The following is a 19,061-nucleotide window of genomic DNA, read 5'->3' as shown; positions in this document are numbered from 1 at the left end:
CGCAATCTTGCCGGGGCAAAACCACCGCGTTGCTGTGTCCTGCAGTTCAGCCGCTCTCCGGAAATCCGGTTCTGCGACAGCCAGGGGGGAGGCAACACCCCGTGATTTCTCTTTGTAGCCGGAGTAGCCCAGTGGTCCAACAGGCAGAGCCCATCGACAATTCCAAGCCCGAATGGGCGCTCACCCGCCGGGAGCGCAAACGCCAGGCGCTGCTGGCTGCAGGTATCACGCCGCGTCGGGTTCCCTGGGTCTGGATCCTGGCGGTGGCCGCCGTCGCCGGCGGCGCGGCCTATGTGCTGATCCCGCAGCTGACCGCTACTGAAGCCGCGACGCCGGTTGTCGCCGCAGTCACGCCCGATCCGGTCAAGCGCCTGCTGAGTCTGGATGTCACGACGCTGGCGCCGCAAGCGGTGCAGGAAACCCTCAAGGCCACCGGCTCGCTGGCGCCGCGCCGCACCATCGGGTTGACCTCGCAGGTTGGCGGGACGGTCTCGGCGGTCAATTTCCGCATTGGCGATACCGTCAAGGCAGGCGATGTGCTGGTGCAGGTCGATATCGAAACCCTTTCCATCCAGCTGCAGCAGCAAAAAAGCACGGCCGAAGCCACCCGCGCCCAGCTGGCTTTGGCCCAGACCACGGTCGAGCGCACCGCCAAGCTGCTGGAGCGGGGCCTGGTGCCCAGTGCCAATCTCGATGCCGAGCAGTCGCGCCTTGAAGCGCTGCAGTCCAATCTCAAGGCGCTGGAAGGCCAGGTCGCAGCCGCCGAAATCGGCCTGCGCAATGCCACCATTGTCGCGCCCTTCGACGGCGTTGTTGCCGCCCGTTCGGTCGAGCCGGGGCAGGTGACAGCGCCCGGCGCGGCGCTGATGCAGCTTGTCGATCTCTCGGTGATGGAAATGACCGCCTATGTGCCGGTCAGTGCCAGCCCCAGTGTCAGCCCCGGCCAGCCGGTCATGCTGACGGTCGAGGGCCTGCCCGGCCGCCAGTTCGAAGGCAGCGTCGACGGCATCAGCCCGGTCGCGACCCAGGGCACCCGCACGGTGCCGGTGCTGGTCACGGTCGCCAATCCCGAGGGTGAATTGCGCGGCGGCATGTTCGCCACCGGCCATATCGTGACGGCAGCGGCCGACGCAGCCCTCGCCGTGCCGCCCGCCGCCATTCGCGAGGATGCCGAGGGCGATTACATCCTCAAGATCGTCGATGGCGCCCTGGTGCGCCAGCCGGTCGAGCCCGGCCGCAACTGGCCGGCCGCCCGCATGACCGAACTCAGCGCCGGCCTTGCCGTCGGCGATAGCTTCGTGTCGGGACGCCTGGATGATCTCCAGCCCGGCATGCAGGTCGTCGTGGTGGAGAACTAGCCGATGTTCCTCACCCGCATTGCCGTCAATAACCCTGTCTTCGCCACCATGGTCATGGTGGCCCTGATGGTGTTCGGGGTCTATTCCTACCAGCGCCTGCCGATCGAGCAGATGCCCGATATCGACCTGCCGGTCGTTGCCGTGGTCGTCAGCTATCCCGGCGCCTCCGCCGAGTCGGTGGAAAACGACATCATCAAGCCGATCGAAAATGCCGTGAACACGATCAGCGGCATCGACACGCTGCAATCGACCGCGCGCTCGGGCCAGGCCCTGATCATCATGCTGTTCGACATGGAGGTGAACTCCGTCGAGGCGATGCAGGAAGTGCGCGACAAGATGGCGCCACTCGAGGCGACGCTGCCGCAAAGCGCCGACAAGCCGCAGATCCTGCGTTTCGATCCGGCCGCCATGCCGGTGATCTCGCTGGCCATCCGCTCCGACACCATGTCGGCAACCGACCTGACCAAGCTGGCCGACGACGTGGTGGTCGAACGCCTGCGCAATATCCAGGGCGTCGGCAGCGTCTCGCTGGTCGGCGGCGTGCCGACCCAGATCGACGTGCTGGTCGACCCCGACCGCCTCGATGCCTTCGGCGTTTCGATGGGCGAAGTGATGAGCGCCATCGGCCAGAACAATCGCGATCTGCCGGCCGGCACCATTACCGAGGGGCAGGTCGCCCGCTCGATCCAGATCGAGGGCCGTCTCGAGCAGATCGATGACTTTGCCGACATCATCGTGGCGCGGACCGGCGGCCAGCCGGTACGTCTGGGCGATGTCGCCACCATCAGCGCCGGGGCCGCCGAAGATGAGAGCCTGGCCTTCATCAATGGTCAGCGCGCTCTGGCCATCGATATCGTCAAGGTTCAGGGCGCCAACACCGTCGGCGTTGCCGCTGCCGTGCATGAAGCGCTGGACCGCCTGGAGCGGGATGAGCTGCCCGAGGGCGTCCATGTCGACGTGGTGCGCGACAATGCCGTGCCGGTCGAGCAATCCTTCCACACCGTGCAGAACATGATCATCGAAGGCGCATTGCTGGCCGTCCTGATCGTCTTCATCTTCCTCAATTCGTGGCGCTCGACGGTCATTACCGCGCTCACCTTGCCGATCTCGATCATCGGCACGATGATCGTGCTCTATGCCTTGGGCTTTACGCTGAACATGATGACGCTGATGGCCCTGTCGCTCTCGGTTGGCATCCTGATCGACGACGCCATCGTGGTGCGTGAAAACATCATGCGCCACCTGCATATGGGCAAGGGGCACTTCCAGGCTGCGGTCGATGGCACCAATGAAATCGGCCTCGCCGTGCTCGCCTCGACCCTGTCGATCGTCGCGGTGTTCCTGCCGGTGGCCTTCATGGACGGCATGCTGGGGCGCTTCTTCCTGCAGTTCGGCGTCACCGTGTCGGTGGCGGTGATGATCTCGCTGTTCGTCGCCTTCACCCTCGATCCGATGATGTCGAGCGTCTGGCACGATCCAGCCTCCGAACCCGGCGTCAAGCGGGGGGCGGTCGGTCGGGCCATCGCCAGGTTCGATGACGGCTTCACCTGGCTCAGCCAGCGCTATCGTAGCGTGCTGCGCTGGTCGCTGCGCCATCGCCTCGCCACGCTGGGCATGGCGGCGGCGTTGTTTTTCTCCAGCTTCCTGCTCGTCCCCATGGTCGGCATCGAATTCGTGCCGCCGACCGACAATGGCGAGTTCCAGGTCGAGGTGGAAACACCCCAGGGCTCCTCGCTGGCCTATACCGGCGAGAAGGTACGCCAGATCGAAGCGCTGCTGCGCGAAATGCCCGAGGTTGAACGCACCTATGCCACGGTCAATGCCGGGCAGGGCGCCAGCGGCCAGAACGCCGCCAGCATCCTCGTGAGCATGGTGCCGGCAAGCGAGCGCGATCGCATGCCGCACGAAATGGCCGGTCCCACCCGCGAAGTGCTGGCCCAGGTGCCGGGCATCACCACCGTGGTCGGTGTCGCCAGCTTTGGCAGCGTCACCAAGCCGGTGCAGGTCACCCTCTATGGCGATAGCTTCACCACATTGAGCCAATTGGCCGATGACCTCTCGGCCCAGCTGGCGGACATTCCGGGCCTCGCCGATATCGAAACCTCGCTGCAGGATGCCCAGCCGGTTGTCGCCATTCGCGTCAACCAGGATCTGGCCAGCGAACTGGGCGTCTCGCCCCAGCAGATCAGCGCCGTGCTGCGCCCGATGCTGAGTGGGGAAGAGGCCAGCGAATGGACCTCGCCGGAAGAAGACACCTACAAGCTGATCGTCCGCCTGCCCGAAGGCGCGCGCGACCAGATCGAGGCTCTGTCCAACCTGCCCATCTCGCGCACCGAAACCGCGGTGGTGCGGCTCGGCGACGTGGCCGATGTGGTGATGTCGACCGGTCCGGGCGAAATCATGCGCAAGGACCTGACGCGTCAGGTCACCGTTGACGCCAATATTTCGGGCGTCACCATCGGCGATGTCATGCCCGGCATTCAGGCGGCTATCGACGGCATGGAACTGCCGGCCGGCTACCGCATCTCCATGGGTGGCGATGCCGAGCAGCTCGGCGATACGGCCGCGTCGGCCGGCTCGGCCCTGCTGCTGGCGGTGGTGTTCATCTATCTGGTGCTGGCCAGCCAGTTCGGCAGCTTCCTGCAGCCCATCGCCATCATGATGTCGCTGCCGCTGTCGCTGGTCGGCGTGCTGCTCGGCCTCATGGTCGGCGGCACCACGCTCAATATGATGAGCATGATCGGCTTCATCATGCTGATGGGCCTCGTGGTCAAGAACGCCATCCTGCTGGTCGACAATGCCAACCAGCGCGTCAAGGAAGGCCACAACCTCTACGACGCCCTGCTCGAAGCCGGCTATACCCGCTTCCGCCCCATCATCATGACCACGCTGGCCATGATCATGGGCATGCTGCCGCTGGCGCTGAGCCTGCATGAAGGCAGTTCCCAGAATGCTCCGATGGCCCATGCGGTCATTGGCGGCTTGATCAGTTCGACCCTGCTGACCCTCGTCGTCGTGCCGGTGATCCTCACCTATATCGACGGTTTCTCCCGCTTCATGAAGCGGCGGATGCAGGGCAAGCCGGCCCCCCATGGCCAGGACGATGGTGACGTAAAAGTCGCCGTCTGATGGCCGATCACGGCAGGCGCGAAACCGAGCTCCCACGGCATGCGCGCCTGCCGGTCCCCGTTTCAAAACTCCATTCCAGCAGCATCACAGACAAGGACCGCGCCATGCACGCCATGCCGGCTGACCTCTCTCCATCCGCGCCCGTCGCCCGGGCAAACCGCAACACCCGGCGCCTGCTGGCAGTGACCTGTTCGGTACTGGTGCTGGCAGGCTGCACCACTACCGGCTACCAGAAGCCGAACATGGCCGTGCCGGCGACCTTCGCCGCTTCCGGGCAGGCCCAATCAGTCGACAACTCAGCCAATCGCTGGTGGCTGGCCTTCCGCGATGATCGCCTCAACACCTTGATTGCGCGCGGTCTCAGCCAGAATCTGGATATTGCCCAGTCGCTCGAGCGCATCAACCAGGCCAATGCCGGGATGATCGCCGCCGGCGCCACCATGGTGCCCGCGGTCTCGCTCAGTGCCGGCGCACGCCATGGTACCGAAGGCGTGAGCCCGGCCATCACCACCGCATCGGTCGGCAGCAGCGCCTCCTGGACGCTGGATCTGTTCGGGCAATATGGGCAGTCGCGCCAGCTGGCCCAGGCCAATCTCGACGCGGCCTATTTCTCGGTCGATATCGCGCGGCTGACCTTCCTGTCGGAGCTCTCCAACGCCTATATCGACCTGCGCTATTATCAGGAATCGCTGGCACTGGCCCGCGCCAGCCTGGCCACCCGACGCGAAACCGTGGCGCTGACCGAAACGCTGTTTTCCAGTGGCGCCGGCTCGCAGCTTGATGTGCTGCAGGCGCAAAGCGCCCTCGACGCGGCCTCGATGCAGGTGCCCGGGCTCGAACTGGGCTTCATCCGCTCGCTCAATCGCCTGGCGACGCTGACCGCGCAGAATTCGGGGGCGCTGGAAACCGATCTGCAAAAGGGCGCGCCCCAGCCCTGGCCGCGCCTCAGGATCAATGCCGGCATTCCCGCCGATCTGGTGCGCCAGCGCCCCGATATCCAGGCCGCCGAGCGCCAGCTCGCCGCCGCCAGCGCCGAGGCCGGCATTGCCCAGGCCCAGCTCTATCCCTCGCTGTCGCTGACCGGCAATATCCAGCTGGTGCAGATGGCCGGCGGCGCCATTGGCAGCTGGGGATTCGGGCCGGCGCTGAACCTGCCCTTCCTCGATGGTGGCCGCGCGCGCGCCAATCATCAGGTGGCGCTGTCCAAGGTCAATCAGGCCTATAACAGCTGGCAGATGGCGGTGCGCCGCGCCATTGAGGAAACCGAGAACGGCCTGGCGGCCGTGCGCCGCGATAGCCGCAGCATCGAAACCGCCCAGAAGGTGGTGTCCATCGCCGAGCAGACGCTGGGGCTCGCCCGCGAAAGCTACCAGGCCGGGCAGGGCCAGATCCTCGACGTGCTCAATGCCGAACGGGCCCTGTTCGATGCCAGGGCCAGCATGGCCTCGGCAACCCAGCAATATGCCCGCAATTATGTCGTGCTCAATGTCGCTGTCGGCGGCGGCGTCGCTGCCATCGCGGCGAAATAGGCGCTGGCTGGAGCGCGCCCTGCATGAATTCCTTCCGATTCCAGAAAAAAGCGCATCTCGCCATCGGGACGCAAGGTTGAGGCAAGCTACGGAGCGCATTTGAGGGCGTCTAACCTGAAAGGATATCAAATGAAATCGTCCCTCGTGATCGCTCTTGCCGCTGTCGCTGCCATGGCTCTGCCGGGCGTGGCCTTCGCTGCCAGCACCGCCGAAGAGAGCACGTCCAGCGAGCGCACCGTCTTCGGTCAGGACACCTTCACTGTCGAAAAGGCGCTGGCCGATCGTGGCATCAATGCCGAGCGCGTCGAAGAATGGGGTAGCCTGGTGCGCGCCTTCGTCGTTCAGGACGATGGCAAGGTGGCCATGCAGTTCTTCGACGCTCACTCGCTGCAGGCCGTGAACTAATAGCGTCTGACTTGCGCCTGGGCGTCGGAACGCGCGTTCCCGACGCCGGTCGTTCCCTCCCGAACTGACCTGCTCCCCCCGCCGGGGAGCGCCCATCGCGTCCACATTGCAATGGTTGTCTGGCCGATGATGGCAACATCACCGCGCCGATATCCATTGCATTTGTGCGTTTGCGGCGGACTGTTCCATCCGCCCCATTGCCCTGTCGCGCCCCGGCCCGCCAGCGGCAACGCATTGCACTTGACAGCAAGATTATTTGCAGCAATCCTTGATCTTGCAAGGAAGGTTGCGAGTCATGAACATTCTGGATCGGGTCAATTCCCATTCCGCCAAGCTGACCGAGACGGATCGCAAGATCATCGGCACGCTGTTCGATAATCGGATGGAGACCGCCTTCCTGTCCGGCCCGCAGCTGGCCGAACGGGCAAGCGTGCATGAAGCGACGGCCACGCGGCTGGCGCAGAAGCTCGGCTTCAAGGGCTATCCCGAATTGCGCGCGCAATTGCAGCGCGAACTGCTGGACGGCCAGGACGCCGCCGAGCGCATGCGCCGCTCGGTGTCCAAGGTCGAGCATGGCGGCTATCTCGCCGACCTCATCGCCATGGAAAAGGCGGCGCTCGATGGCCTGGCCCAGGCGGTGACTCAGGCCGAGATCGACAGCGCTGCCGACATGCTGTTCGCGGCCAGGCGGGTATTCATCTTCGGACAGGGTCATGCCCTGTCGGTGGCGACTTTCCTGCAGCGCCGGCTCGATCGCTTCGGCATGACCACCATTGCGCTGACGGGGCGCGGGCGCGACATCGCCGAACGGCTGGTGAGCCTGGAGGCGGGCGATGCCGTGATTGCCCTGGCCTTTCGCAAACAACCTGAAAGCTATGCAGCCCTGGTGCGCCACAGCGCCGCCGTCGGGGCCAGGACCATCCTGGTGTCCGATCTGGCCGGCCCGATGATGGAGCCCAAGGCCGACCTGATGCTGGCTGCCCCGCGCGGGCGGTCCGGCAGCGAATTCCAGACGCCGACAATTCCGTTCGCCATCGTCAACGGCATCCTGCTGACGATTGCTGGCCGGCACGAAAAACAAGTCATCGGCAAACTGGAAAAACTGTCGGAGCTGTTCGACCGCTTCGACTAACTGGAGGAGGAACCAACATGTTGAAGCTATTGAGGTCAGCCCTGTTGCTGACTGCCGTGTGCCTGCCGGCAACGGCCATCGCACAGGACGTGACGACGATGACGCCGGAGGAGGCCCTGCCCTATCTCGACGCGATGACAGCCGAGGAACTGTTGCCGCTGGCGCTCAAGGAAGGGCAGGTCACAGTCTTCTCGCTGTCGAGCCGCATTGCGCGCGTCGAGGCGGCGTTCGAGGCCGCCTATCCCGGCATCGACCTGATCGGCGTCGACCTGAGCTCGGTCAAGCAGATCGCCCGCATCAAGGCCGAGCAGGATGCCGGCGTGTTTGCCGTCGACGTGCTGTATCTGGCCGATACCCCGGTCGTATACAGCGAGCTGCTGGCGCAGGGCCGCATCCACAATTACCTGCCGCCGCGCGTCGCCGCTGACATTGCCGACGAACTCAAGTCGCCGCTGACCGCCCATCGCCTCTCGACCAAGGTGCTGATGTACAACGAGGCCGCCTATCCCGATGGCTCGCCGATCTCCAATCTCTGGCAGCTGACCACGCCCGACTGGCGCGGCAAGGTGCTGATGGTGGACCCCGGCCAGCGCGGCGAACTGCTCGATCTGCTGACCGAAATCTCGCTGCATCCCGACGAGATGGCCGCCGCCTATGAAAAGCAGTTCGGCAGCCCCATCGCCGTCGACAGTGACCTGCAGGGGGCCGGCGAGCAGTTCATCCGTGATCTGTTCGAGAACGATCTGATCCTGGTCGCCAATAGCGACGTGCTCAATGAATCGGTGGGCGACAAGGCCGCCACCAATCCGCCCGTGGCTTTCGGCACCTATTCGGACCGCCGCGACAATGAGGATGAAGGCTGGGCCCTGCAGGTGGCCAATGACGTCGAACCCGCCAATGGCATCCTGTTCCCGGCGGTCCTGACCCTGGCCAACAAGGCGCCGAATCCGGCGGCTGCCCGCCTCGTCATCGACTTCATGTTTGGCGATGACAGCCCCACCGGTGGGCCCGGTTTCGCCCCCTTCAACGTCCCCGGTGACTATGCAACGCGCAGCACCATCACCGACGATCCCGATTCAGTGCCGCTGGCGGAACTGAATGCCTGGACGATCAACCCGGCCGCCATTGCGGCGGCCCGCGGGCGCATCGCCGATCTGATCATCACCTTGCAATAGAGCGTTCGGCCGGCACGCCCTGGCGTGCCGGCCCCGCCGAGGCAAACAACATGACATCGAAATCGCCGACCCTGGCTTCGGGCAGCCGTCTGTTCCGATCCGAAACCGTCACGCCGCTCATCCTGATCGCGCTGGTCGCCGTGCTGGTAATCGCGCCGCTGGTCAAGATCGTGCTGGCCACGCTGACCCCCGATGGCCTTGCCGCCTGGCAGGCCGTGCTCGCCAGCCCGCTCTCGCAAAACCTGTGGTGGAAGCCGCTTGCCAATACCCTGATCCTGGGCTTTGGCGTCGCCAGCGGCTGCCTGCTGCTGGGGGGCTTCCTCGCCTGGCTGGTCATCCTGACCGATGTGCCGGCGCCAAGATTTCTCGGCGTGCTGTCGACGCTCCCCTTCATGATCCCGAGCTTTGCAGCGGCATTGGCCTGGGGCACCCTGTTCCGCAATTCGCGGCTGGGCGGTTCGGCCGGATTCTTCGAGGTCAATGGCATTGCCATTCCCGACTGGCTGGCCTGGGGACTGGTGCCCACGCTGATCGTGCTGGTCGCCCATTACTATTCGCTGGCCTATACCATCATCGCCGCCGCACTCAGCTCGGTCGGCGCCGACCTGATCGAGTCCGCCCAGATGGCGGGCGCCAAGCGGCCGCGCATTTTCTTCGGCATCATCCTGCCAGTGGTGACCCCGGCCCTGATCGCCGCGGCATCGCTGACCTTTGCCGGCGCCGTCTCCAATTTCGCCGCCCCGGCGCTTCTGGGCCTGCCGGTGCGCATGCAGACGCTGTCGACCCGCCTGTTCGGCATGATCGAAACCGGCAGCGGCGAACGGGGCTTCGTGCTGGCACTGCTGCTGATCGGGGTCTCGGCCAGCTTCCTGTTCCTGGCCGATCGCGTCGTTTCGGGCCGCAAGGCCTTCATCACCGTCACCGGCAAGGGCGGCCGCACCAAGCGCTTTGCCCTGGGCGCCTGGCGCTGGCCGCTCTTCGCTCTGGCCGTGCTGCTCGGCGTCGGCACCACCATCGTTCCGGTTCTGGTGCTGGCCGCATCCAGCCTCGCCCCGCAAAGCGGCGCCCTGTTCTCCAACTGGACGCTGCATTTCTGGATCGGCGAGGGGGGCGGCCAGATGGCTCAGGGCCAGGCCGGCATCTTCCGCAATCCGGTGCTCATCGATGCGCTATGGAACACCATCAAGCTTGGCCTGACCGTCGCCGGCATCACCATGGTGCTGGGTCTGGCCCTGGCCCACACCATCGTGCGCCGCAAGGGAACGCTGCTGGCCAATGTGCTGAGCCAGCTGGCCTTCATGCCGCTGCTGATCCCCAGCATCGCCTTCGCCGCCGCCTATATTGCGCTGTTCGGCGCGCCCATCGGGCCGTTCCCCTCGCTCTATGGCACCTTTGCCCTGCTGGTCATCGCTGCCGCCGCGCATAATCTGCCCTATGCGGTGCAGTCCGGCCGCTCGGTGCTCGGTCAGGTCTCGGCCGATATCGAGGAAAGCGCCAAGCTGACCGGCGCCAGCGCGGTCCGGCGCATGCTGGTCATCGTCTTCCCGCTGGCCATTCGCGGCCTCCTGGCCGGCGCCATCCTGGTCTTCGTCAAGATGGTGCGCGACCTCTCGCTGGTCGTGCTGCTGTTCAGCGCCACCTCGCCGGTGCTGTCCATGGTCGCCTATCGCTATGCGTCGGAGGGCTTCATGCAGTTCGCCAACGCCATCACCCTGCTCATCCTTGTCATCTGCCTCGCCGCGTCCCTGGTCGCCCAGGCGCTGCAGTCGCGGGTCCAGAAATGGAAACAGTCATGACCGCCCAACCTGCCGGCATCGCCGATGCCATCAAGATCACCGATCTGGTCAAGCAATTCGGTGCCTTCACCGCCGTCGATCACGTCGATATCGCCGTCCCCAAGGGCGCCTTCCTCGTGCTGGTCGGCCCCTCGGGCTGCGGCAAGTCCACCCTGCTGCGCATGCTGGCCGGGCTCGATGAACCCAGCGCCGGCGAGATCAGCTTTCTCGGCAACACCGTCTCCAGCGGCACCGGCGGGGTCGTCGCCGATCCGCGTCAGCGCAATGCCGGTCTGGTATTCCAGAGCTATGCGCTCTGGCCGCACATGACCGTGGCCAACAATATTTCCTGGCCGCTCAAGGTCGCCAAATGGAGCAAGGCGGATCGCGACGCCCGGGTCAACGAGGTGCTGGCGCTGCTCGGGATCTCGGCCTTGCGCGACCGTTACCCCGCCGAGATTTCGGGCGGCCAGCAGCAGCGCGTCGCCATTGCCCGCACCATTGCGCCCAAGCCCTCGATCCTGCTGTTCGATGAACCGCTGTCCAATCTCGATGCCAAGCTGCGCATCGAAATGCGGAGCGAACTGATGCGCATTCACCGGGCCACCGGCGCCACCTCGGTCTATGTCACCCATGATCAGGTCGAGGCCATGACCATGGCGACCCATGTCGCTGTGCTCAATATTGGCCGGGTGGAGCAATTCGGCGCGCCGATTGATCTGCTGCGCGAGCCGGCGACCACGTTCGTGGCCACCTTCCTGGGCACTCCGCCGGCCAACCTGCTGCCGGTTGTCCGGCGGGGAGCGGAGCTGATTTATGGCGATCTGCCCCTGGCCGATGCCGCCATTGCCGGCAATCTCGACAGCGCCCAATTGCTGTTCCGGGCCCAGGACATCGGCATTGGCCGTGTCGAGGGGCGCCCCTCGCTGGCCGCCACCTTCTCGGAAGCCGCCCCGATTGCCGGCCAGACCATGGTCACCGCCATGGTCGGCGACGTGCGCATCACCGGCATGGTCGATGGCTATTTCCATGCCATGCCCGGCGATCCGATCGAGCTGAGCTTCCTGCGCGATCCCGACGCTGTATTCACCACCGGCGGCGAAAGGGTTGCCCGATGAGACTGATCCTGTTGCGCCACGGCGAAACCACCTGGAATGCCGAGCAACGCCTGCAAGGTCAGGACAATTCCAACCTGTCCGAGCGCGGCATCCAGCAGGCGCTGCGCTTTGTCGGCTTCGCCCGCGCCTTGCAGCCGGCCCGCAGCGTCTCCTCCGATCTGGGGCGCACGCGCCAGACCGCCCAGCTGATCGGCCATGGCGAATGCCCCAGCGATCCGCGTCTGCGCGAGCTCGACATGGGCGAGTGGACCGGGCGTATCAAGGCCGACCTGATCGCCGAACGGGCCGAGGACTATCACGCCTGGCGGGCCGGCCAATTCACCCCGGCCGGAGCCGAAACCTGGCAGATATTCCGGGCCCGCATCACCGACGGTCTGCGCGACTGGCTGGGGCGCGGGGCGGGGGACATGCTCGCCATCGTCCATGGCGGGGTGATCCGCGCCGCCTGCCACGAATTCATCGGCCTGCCGCCCTCGCGCGTTATCCCGGTGACCCCGGGCACCGCCACCATTCTCAACTTCGCCGGCCCCACCACCGAAACGGCGCAGCTCGAAGGCTACAATATCGGCGCCGTGGTGCCCGATATCGCGGTCGCCGATTAGCGGCGTCGGCGCTCAGTATGGCCTGGCAATGCCCAGTTTGGATGCGAGGTTCGCCCAGGTGGCGGCCTCAAACCGCTCGGGCCATTCAGCGCCGATATTCCGGGCCATCACCCGTGCGCGCGGCAGGAATGCCGCCGCATAGGCCAGTTGCGCATGCTGTACCGCCTCGGCTTTCGGCTCCAAAGCTGGCATCGAGGCCAGCAAGGTTTTTTGCGCGGCGGTGATCTGCCGGTTGAGATGCAGCATGCCGCCCCGATGCGGCAGGGCGGCTTCTGCTATCAGCAGGTCAATCAGTGCTGCGCGCAGCATGAAAACGCCAGTCAGGCCGATGACATATTCCTGGCGTCCCAGCGCCAGTGGCATCAAGCCAAGAATGCGGATGAATTCTTCCACCTGCCAGCGGAAGAATTTCGGGTCAGGACGCGGCGGGGCAACCTGGTCGGGCAGCGTGTCGTAAAGGCCGTCGTGATCGAAGATGACCTTGAGCGCATTCTGGGGCCGGCCTGCCAGCTGGGTCGATGTGGCCATCTCGACATCGACACGCAGCCAGTCATCGGTAATCGCATTGATCAGCGTCGGCCGCACCGAGCGGTCCCACCACAGGACGATGTCGCCCGCCGCACTGATGGCGCGCCGGCACAGCGCCGCGATCTCGTCGCTCGGACCATCCTCGGTCACGATCAACAGGTCGATGTCACTATAGCGGTCCGCAAGCCCATAGCCGAAACTGCCGCTCAGATAGAGCGCCCGCACCTTGGGCTCCCTGCCAAACACGCCGGCCATGGTTGCGATGGCGGTCTCGAGATTGGTCGGCATGGGTCAGCCTCCGCTGCAGCGCAGCGCGACGCTCGCACGAATAGCGGTGGTGTCGCAACATGCCGGGAAATGCGCTAGAATTTGATTCTGGCGCGGTCCACGCCTCCCCCCTCCGCTGGGAAAGCAGCATTCATGCAGGACGAGATGATCATCGAACCAACTGTTCGAGCGAAAGCAAAAGGAGGGATTGCTGTCATTGCTCGCAATAGGAGGTTTTGCGATGAAACTATCGGCCCCGATCTATCGTCTGAAACAGAATGCCAAGCGCCTGGCCCGCCAGTTGGCCATCCCCCTGCATGAGGCCCTGGATCGCGTGGCAAGCCAGGAAGGCTATAGCGGCTGGAGCCTGCTGGCCGCGCGCCATGCGGCGCTATCGCCTGCCGCCCGGCTTTATGATCGGCTGACAGCCGGCGATCTGGTGCTGGTTGCGGCGCGGCCCGGGCAGGGCAAGACCTTGATGGCCCTCGAACTGGCTGCCGAGGCGGTCAAGTCCGGCAGGCACAGTGTGTTCTTCACGCTGGAATATACCGATGCCGACGTGTTGGAGCGCCTGCGCGCGATTGGCTTTGACCCGACGCCCTTCGGCCAGAGCTTCATGTTCGATTGCTCCGATGCCATCTGCGCCGACTACATCATCAATATGCTGCAAAGGGTGCCGGTCGGCACGCTCGTCGTCATCGACTATTTGCAGTTGCTCGATCAGAGGCGGGAGAATCCGGCCCTGGCCGATCAGGTCGCCGCGCTGAAGGCCTTTGCCCGTCAATGTGGGTTGGTGATCGTCTTCATCGCGCAGATCGATCGGTCATACGACCCCGCCGTCAAGGCCTATCCCGACCTGGACGATGTGCGCCTGCCCAATCCTTTGGACCTCAGTGTGTTCAGCAAGACCTGCTTCTTGAACAATGGCGAAGTTCACCTCCAGGCCGCGCACTAGCCGGAGAAGACGGACGACGGGCAAAGTGGATTTGCCCGTCGTGACCGGTTCGGGCCGTGCTAAACCCGCAGCTCTTTCTGCCCGCCCGGCAGGCGCATCAGCACGAACAGCGACAGCATGGTCAGTACCAGCAGCAGCGTCGAAAGCGCCGCGGCGGTGCCGAGTTGGCCGCGGATGACTTCGGCGTAGATGCCGAGCGACAGTGTCTGGGTCGAGGTGTTGTAAAGGAACAGCGTCGTGCTCAGCTCGGTGATGATGGTCACCCAGCTCAGGATCGCGCCCGAGAGGATGCCCGGTGCCAGCGCCGGCACGATGATGCGCATCAGCGTGCGGAACTTGGAGGCGCCCAGGCTGACGGCTGCTTCTTCGATGCTTGGATTGAGCTGATACATCAAGGCGGTGGTGGAGCGGACCGCATAAGGCAGGCGCCGGATCGTCAGGGCGATCACCATGATGGTGAAGGTGCCGGTGAGCAGCAGCGGCTTCTGGCTGAAGGCAGTGACCAGCGCGATGCCGATGACCAGCCCCGGCACCACATAGGGCACCATGGTCATGGTATCGAGCGTGCTGCTGAGCACGCCCTTGCGCCGCACCGTCAGGTAGGCGACGAGCACCGCGACGACGACCAGGATCACCAGCGCGGTTATCCCGATGCTGAAGGTATTGCCGACATAGCGCATGATGTCGCGCTGGGAATCCACGTAATTGTCGAGCGAGAACCCATCGACGAACTGTCCGTAAAGCGTATTGCGGAAGGAGCTGACGACAACCACGATCAGCGGCGCCAGCGCCAGCGTCAGGAAACCGTATACATAGGCATGGGCAGCAACGCCGCGCCATCCGGGCAGGCGCTTGGGCTCGATGGAGCGCAGTGCCGTCATCGAGAATTTCTGCCGGCTGGCGAGATAGCGCTGCAACAGGAATACCGAGAGAGTGACCGCGATGACGATCACCGCGACCGCTGCGGCAAAGCTGGTATCGGTCCCCACCTCGCCCACGAAGGAGCTGTAAATCAGCACCGGTACGGTGCGGAAGCCCTGGCCGATCAGCATGGGCGTGCCGAAATCGGCGAAGGCCCGCACAAAGACCAGGAGGCTCCCCGCGAGCACGGTGGGCCAGAGCAGGGGCGAGATCACCTGGACGGCCCGTTTCCAGCCGGTGATGCCCATGCTTTCGGAGGCTTCCAGCAGGGAGACGTCGATGGTGCGCCATGCACCCATCAGATAGGTGAAGATCAGCGGCACCAATTGCAGCGTCAGCACCAGCACGATGCCGACAAAACCATAGATGCTGGGCGGTTTGAACCCGAACAGATCCTGGAAAAACGTCGTGATCATGCCGTTATTGCCGAGCAGCAGGATCCAGGAATAGGCGCCGATAAAGGGCGGCGACATCATCGAGGCCAGGATCAGCATCTGCACGGTGCGATTGCCGGCAATGCGGAACATGGTCATGAAATAGGCCAGCGGAAACGCCACCACCAGCGCCAGCGCGGTGACGCAGACCGTGACCATCATGCTGTTGACCAGCGTGCCGTAATAGAGCCGCGAGGAGAAGAACTTCTCGAAACCGGCCAGCGACATCCCGCCGTCGACCGAGAAGCTGCTGATCAGCACCATCACCAGCGGCCAGATCACCAGCAGCAGATAGCCGCCGGTAAGGGCGACAGCGACGGAGGTCCAGCCGTCGAACCGGTCCCCGGGGACCTTCATTTTGCTGCTCCCCGCATGATCGACACGCCGCTCGCGGCATCGAAATAGGTCAGCATGTCGGTATTGAGCTGCAGCGACACCTGCTCGCCCCGCGCCCACAAGGCATCGCGGCGCGAGAATTCGAGGAACTCGATGGTCTCACCGGTGCGCAGCCGCGCCCGGATCTGCGAATGCGAACCGAGGAAGGTTTCTTCCACCACTTCGGCTGAGAGGCCACCATCGCCCACTTGCACGGCTTCGGGGCGCACCGATACCTGCACCTTGCCAGTGGCGGCGGGGTCGATGGCTGCGCCGACATCGATCGTAACGCCGTCGCCCAGCTCGAGCAGGCTGGCGCCGTTCCGCTGCAGCAGGTCGCGTTCGATCAGATTGGTCTTGCCGATGAACTCGGCAACGAAGCGATTGGCCGGATTGCGATAGATCTCGGCCGGCGAGCCGACCTGTTGCACCACGCCCAGATTCATCACCGCGATCCGGTCGGAAACCGCCATCGCTTCTTCCTGGTCATGGGTAACGTAGACCGTGGTGATCCCGGCTTCGCGCTGGGCCTCGCGGATGGTGTCGCGCATTTCGACGCGCAGCTTGGCATCGAGATTGGACAGCGGCTCGTCCATCAGCAGCACGGCGGGGCGGATCACCAGGGCGCGGGCCAGGGCGACGCGCTGCTGCTGGCCGCCCGACATTTCGCCGGGCAGACGATCCTTCAGATGGGCCATATGCACCTGTTCCAGCGCCGCGGCGACGCGCCGGGCGCTTTCCGCCCGATCGACATTGCGGGTCTGCAGGCCGAAGGCGACGTTCTTGCCGGCGCTCATCTGCGGGAACAGGGCATAGCTCTGAAACACCATGCCGATATTGCGCGCCGACGGGGAGCGATCATTGATCACCACATCGTCGAACGCGATGGTGCCGGATTCAATCGAATTGAATCCGGCGATCATGCGCAGCAAGGTCGTCTTGCCGCAGCCCGAAGGCCCCAGCAGGGTGAAGAACTCGCCGTCCGCAATGTCCAGGTCGAGATTGGGTATCGCGACCTGGCCATTGTACTCTTTGCGCAAGGCGCGCAGCGCGATGCTGGTCACCGGGCTGCTCCTGGGTTCGACAAAGCCAAGATCAAGACCTCACTGCGCTTCAAGGATCGCGCGATACTTGCCGACGATCTCGTCGCGGTGCGCCGACACATAGGGGCCGTCTTCCTGGACGGTCGGAATATCGGCAAGCGCCGGCAGGCCCGGCTTGACCACGCCCTCGCGCAGGGGGCGACCGGCGGTCTTCTCGGCGATGATGGTCTGGCCTTCTTCGGAAATCACGAAGTCGATAAAGGCCTGGGCGGCGGCCGGGTTCGGCCCGCCCTTGATGACCTGGATCGTTGCCGGCAGGAAAGCGGCGCCTTCCTTGGGATAGACGATCTCGACAGGAGCCCCGCTCAGCACGAAGTTGAGCGACAGCGGCTCATAGGTGAGGCCAACGATGTATTCGCCGGCGGCCACGTCCTTGGCCACCTGGCTCGAGGAGCCGATGGAGATGCCGTCAAGCTGGGTAACCAGGGCTTTGACATAGTCCCAGCCAGCGGCCGATTCATAGTCGCCGCCGACGGCCTTGAGCATGTTGGTCAGCTGCGCGAAGGCCGATGACGATGCGGTGGGATCGCCGAACGCGATCTTGCCCTTGAGTTCGGGGACCAGCAGGTCGGCATAGCCGCCGATGGTGACCCCGGCCGCTGCCGCTGCATCGGTGTTGACGAGCAGGTTCGAGCCATCGGCCTGATAGGGGGTGAAAAAGCCGGTCGTGTTCTTGCCCGCTGCCACCATCGCGGCGTCCTCGGGCGAGACATATTCGCCCCAAAGCTCGAGATTGGCATTGGCCTGTGCCGCGCCGCCACCGAACATCACGTCGCCCTGCGGGCTGCCGGCTTCGCTGCGGATGCGCTGGTAGAGCTCGCCGGTGCCGGCGGTGATCAGCTGGACGGTCACGCCGCTGGCGTCTTCGAACACCGGGATGATGTTGTCCAGCATCCCTTCCTCATTGGGCGTATAAACAACCAGGGTCGATCCCGAAATGCTCGCGTCCTGGGCATGTGCGCCGACAATGGTCGGGACCGCGAGAGCGATGACAGCCAGGGCTGTCGTGCCGAAGGCGGAAATACGGGGCATTGATATTCCTCTCGATGGGGCATTGTGACGGAAGTGTGACAGTTCTGTGACAGAGCATTGCACTCTTTTCAGAGGCTCGCCACCTCATAAATCAACGTCCCGAAAGTTCTGCACTGGGGGGCAGGGGCGCGCGGCGGCCAGGCGGTAGACCGTTAGCCGAAGACGGCGGTTCCGGCGCCCAGCCGCTGCGCTATGCCCGTCAGCGCGATGGCCATGACGAGGCCAGTGCCCAGCGCCGCAAGGCTCAGCCAGAGCGTGAGCCTGCCGAGGGAAGCCGATGTGTCAGGCTCGATCCGGCCATCGCCGAGGAGCCGACGCAGGCGCGTCAAATGGTGCTCGACAATGATAAGCAGCCCGGCAATGGCGGCAAACAGGCCTGCGACGAAGGCGCTCAGGAGCAGGGTGCTGCTGTCCAGCATGGCGGCGCCGCCCAGCACCAGGCCGCCATTGCACAGTGCCAGGCCCGCTGCGACGAGAAAGATCAGTCGGGCCATGGGTCTCGGACCGCTCCTGTCGGCTAGATCAGCGCGTCGCGCAGGCTTTTGGGCGCTTCGATATTGCCCGAGAGCTTGAGTTCGTTCTCGACATGCTCGAGGTGGTGCACCATGGCCGATTTGGCCCGTTCCAGATCACCGTTCTTGAGGTGCAGCAGCAGCGCCTCGTGCTCGTCGGGGCCGCAATTATACTTGTCGGAATCACGGAAGGCGGCGGTAATCAGCGAGGTGCGGCTGATCAGGTCGCGCATCAGGCCGCAGAGATAGTCTGCCTGCGCCATTTCGGCCAGCATGATGTGAAAGCCCCCCGACAGCTTGATGATCTCGCGCTGGTCATTGGCATTATTGGCAATGCGTTCCTTGGCGACATGCTCGAACATGTCCACCAGCTTGGCCGAATCCAGATGCCCCATCAGCCGCTCCAGCACCCGCTGTTCGACTTCGCGGCGAATGTGAAAAATGTCGCGGGCTTCCTCGGCGCTGGGCTCGGCCACGATGGCGCCCTTGTTGACCTCGATGGTGACCAGGCCTTCGCGTGCCAGCATGGCCAGCACCTGGCGCACGCGCGCGCGACTGACACCAAACACTTCGGCCAGTTCAGCTTCCTTCAGCCGCATGCCGGGACGCAGGCGTCGCTCGGCAATGGAGAGCCAGATGCGTTCGGCGATATCGTCTGCGGATATGGGTGCCATGGCTATGCCTGGATGAGGTTGCTCGCAACTTCATAAC

General features: G+C 64.6%; 16 protein-coding genes. 10 read left to right on the top strand and 6 right to left on the bottom strand.

The features are described from left to right. Positions 1 to 131: 131 nt before the first annotated feature. From BUA69_RS12570 to BUA69_RS12530, 9 genes are all read left to right on the top strand, one after another. Complete coding sequence (locus BUA69_RS12570; RefSeq protein WP_052950473.1) at positions 132 to 1,358, top strand: efflux RND transporter periplasmic adaptor subunit; 1,227 nt, start codon at positions 132 to 134, stop codon at positions 1,356 to 1,358. Positions 1,359 to 1,361: 3 nt separating this feature from the next. After that, positions 1,362 to 4,487: an efflux RND transporter permease subunit gene (locus BUA69_RS12565; RefSeq protein WP_046134803.1), complete on the top strand. Its 3,126-nt coding sequence runs from the start codon at positions 1,362 to 1,364 to the stop codon at positions 4,485 to 4,487. A 104-nt stretch (positions 4,488 to 4,591) separates the two neighbouring features. Further along, a complete protein-coding gene (locus tag BUA69_RS12560) occupies positions 4,592 to 6,016 on the top strand; it encodes an efflux transporter outer membrane subunit (RefSeq protein WP_160300119.1) in 1,425 nt (474 codons plus the stop codon). 129 nt (positions 6,017 to 6,145) lie between these two features. Then, positions 6,146 to 6,421, top strand: a complete 276-nt coding sequence (locus tag BUA69_RS12555; RefSeq protein ID WP_046134802.1) for a hypothetical protein — start codon at positions 6,146 to 6,148, stop codon at positions 6,419 to 6,421. A 295-nt stretch (positions 6,422 to 6,716) separates the two neighbouring features. After that, positions 6,717 to 7,553 (top strand): MurR/RpiR family transcriptional regulator, encoded by an 837-nt coding sequence (locus BUA69_RS12550; RefSeq protein WP_046134801.1) that lies wholly within the window; start codon positions 6,717 to 6,719, stop codon positions 7,551 to 7,553. Between the two features lie 17 nt (positions 7,554 to 7,570). Next, positions 7,571 to 8,728 (top strand): type 2 periplasmic-binding domain-containing protein, encoded by a 1,158-nt coding sequence (locus BUA69_RS12545; RefSeq protein ID WP_052950472.1) that lies wholly within the window; start codon positions 7,571 to 7,573, stop codon positions 8,726 to 8,728. Between the two features lie 50 nt (positions 8,729 to 8,778). Continuing rightward, positions 8,779 to 10,524, top strand: a complete 1,746-nt coding sequence (locus BUA69_RS12540) for an ABC transporter permease (protein ID WP_052950471.1) — start codon at positions 8,779 to 8,781, stop codon at positions 10,522 to 10,524. Next, positions 10,521 to 11,621, top strand: coding sequence for an ABC transporter ATP-binding protein (locus BUA69_RS12535; RefSeq protein WP_046134800.1), 1,101 nt, complete (start codon positions 10,521 to 10,523; stop codon positions 11,619 to 11,621). The genes BUA69_RS12540 and BUA69_RS12535 overlap by 4 nt, the downstream gene beginning before the upstream one ends. Next, entirely contained in the window at positions 11,618 to 12,223 is a 606-nt protein-coding gene (locus tag BUA69_RS12530) for a histidine phosphatase family protein (protein WP_046134799.1), read from the top strand. The genes BUA69_RS12535 and BUA69_RS12530 overlap by 4 nt, the downstream gene beginning before the upstream one ends. Before the next feature lie 12 nt (positions 12,224 to 12,235). Here the strand turns inward: BUA69_RS12530 and BUA69_RS12525 are convergent, their stop codons facing one another. After that, complete coding sequence (locus BUA69_RS12525; RefSeq protein ID WP_201777444.1) at positions 12,236 to 13,039, bottom strand: nucleotidyltransferase domain-containing protein; 804 nt, start codon at positions 13,037 to 13,039, stop codon at positions 12,236 to 12,238. 220 nt (positions 13,040 to 13,259) lie between these two features. On the opposite strand from BUA69_RS12525, the gene BUA69_RS12520 reads away from it, so the two are divergent. Next, complete coding sequence (locus BUA69_RS12520) at positions 13,260 to 13,973, top strand: DNA helicase (RefSeq protein WP_046134798.1); 714 nt, start codon at positions 13,260 to 13,262, stop codon at positions 13,971 to 13,973. 59 nt (positions 13,974 to 14,032) lie between these two features. Here the strand turns inward: BUA69_RS12520 and BUA69_RS12515 are convergent, their stop codons facing one another. The 5 genes from BUA69_RS12515 to BUA69_RS12495 form a co-directional block, all read right to left on the bottom strand. Next, a complete protein-coding gene (locus tag BUA69_RS12515) occupies positions 14,033 to 15,685 on the bottom strand; it encodes an ABC transporter permease (RefSeq protein WP_046134797.1) in 1,653 nt (550 codons plus the stop codon). Next, positions 15,682 to 16,767, bottom strand: coding sequence for an ABC transporter ATP-binding protein (locus BUA69_RS12510; protein WP_046134796.1), 1,086 nt, complete (start codon positions 16,765 to 16,767; stop codon positions 15,682 to 15,684). The genes BUA69_RS12515 and BUA69_RS12510 overlap by 4 nt, the downstream gene beginning before the upstream one ends. A gap of 39 nt (positions 16,768 to 16,806) precedes the next feature. Then, positions 16,807 to 17,838 (bottom strand): extracellular solute-binding protein, encoded by a 1,032-nt coding sequence (locus BUA69_RS12505; protein WP_046134795.1) that lies wholly within the window; start codon positions 17,836 to 17,838, stop codon positions 16,807 to 16,809. Positions 17,839 to 17,990: 152 nt separating this feature from the next. Then, entirely contained in the window at positions 17,991 to 18,332 is a 342-nt protein-coding gene (locus BUA69_RS12500) for a hypothetical protein (protein ID WP_046134794.1), read from the bottom strand. Positions 18,333 to 18,355: 23 nt separating this feature from the next. Then, complete coding sequence (locus BUA69_RS12495) at positions 18,356 to 19,024, bottom strand: GntR family transcriptional regulator (RefSeq protein WP_046134793.1); 669 nt, start codon at positions 19,022 to 19,024, stop codon at positions 18,356 to 18,358. Positions 19,025 to 19,061 lie beyond the last annotated feature (37 nt).

This window comes from Devosia limi DSM 17137 (genome assembly GCF_900128975.1).
GTDB classification, from domain to species: domain Bacteria; phylum Pseudomonadota; class Alphaproteobacteria; order Rhizobiales; family Devosiaceae; genus Devosia; species Devosia limi.
The sequence above is the reverse complement of the archived record's forward strand: the minus strand, read 5'-3'. Positions and strand labels throughout refer to the sequence as shown.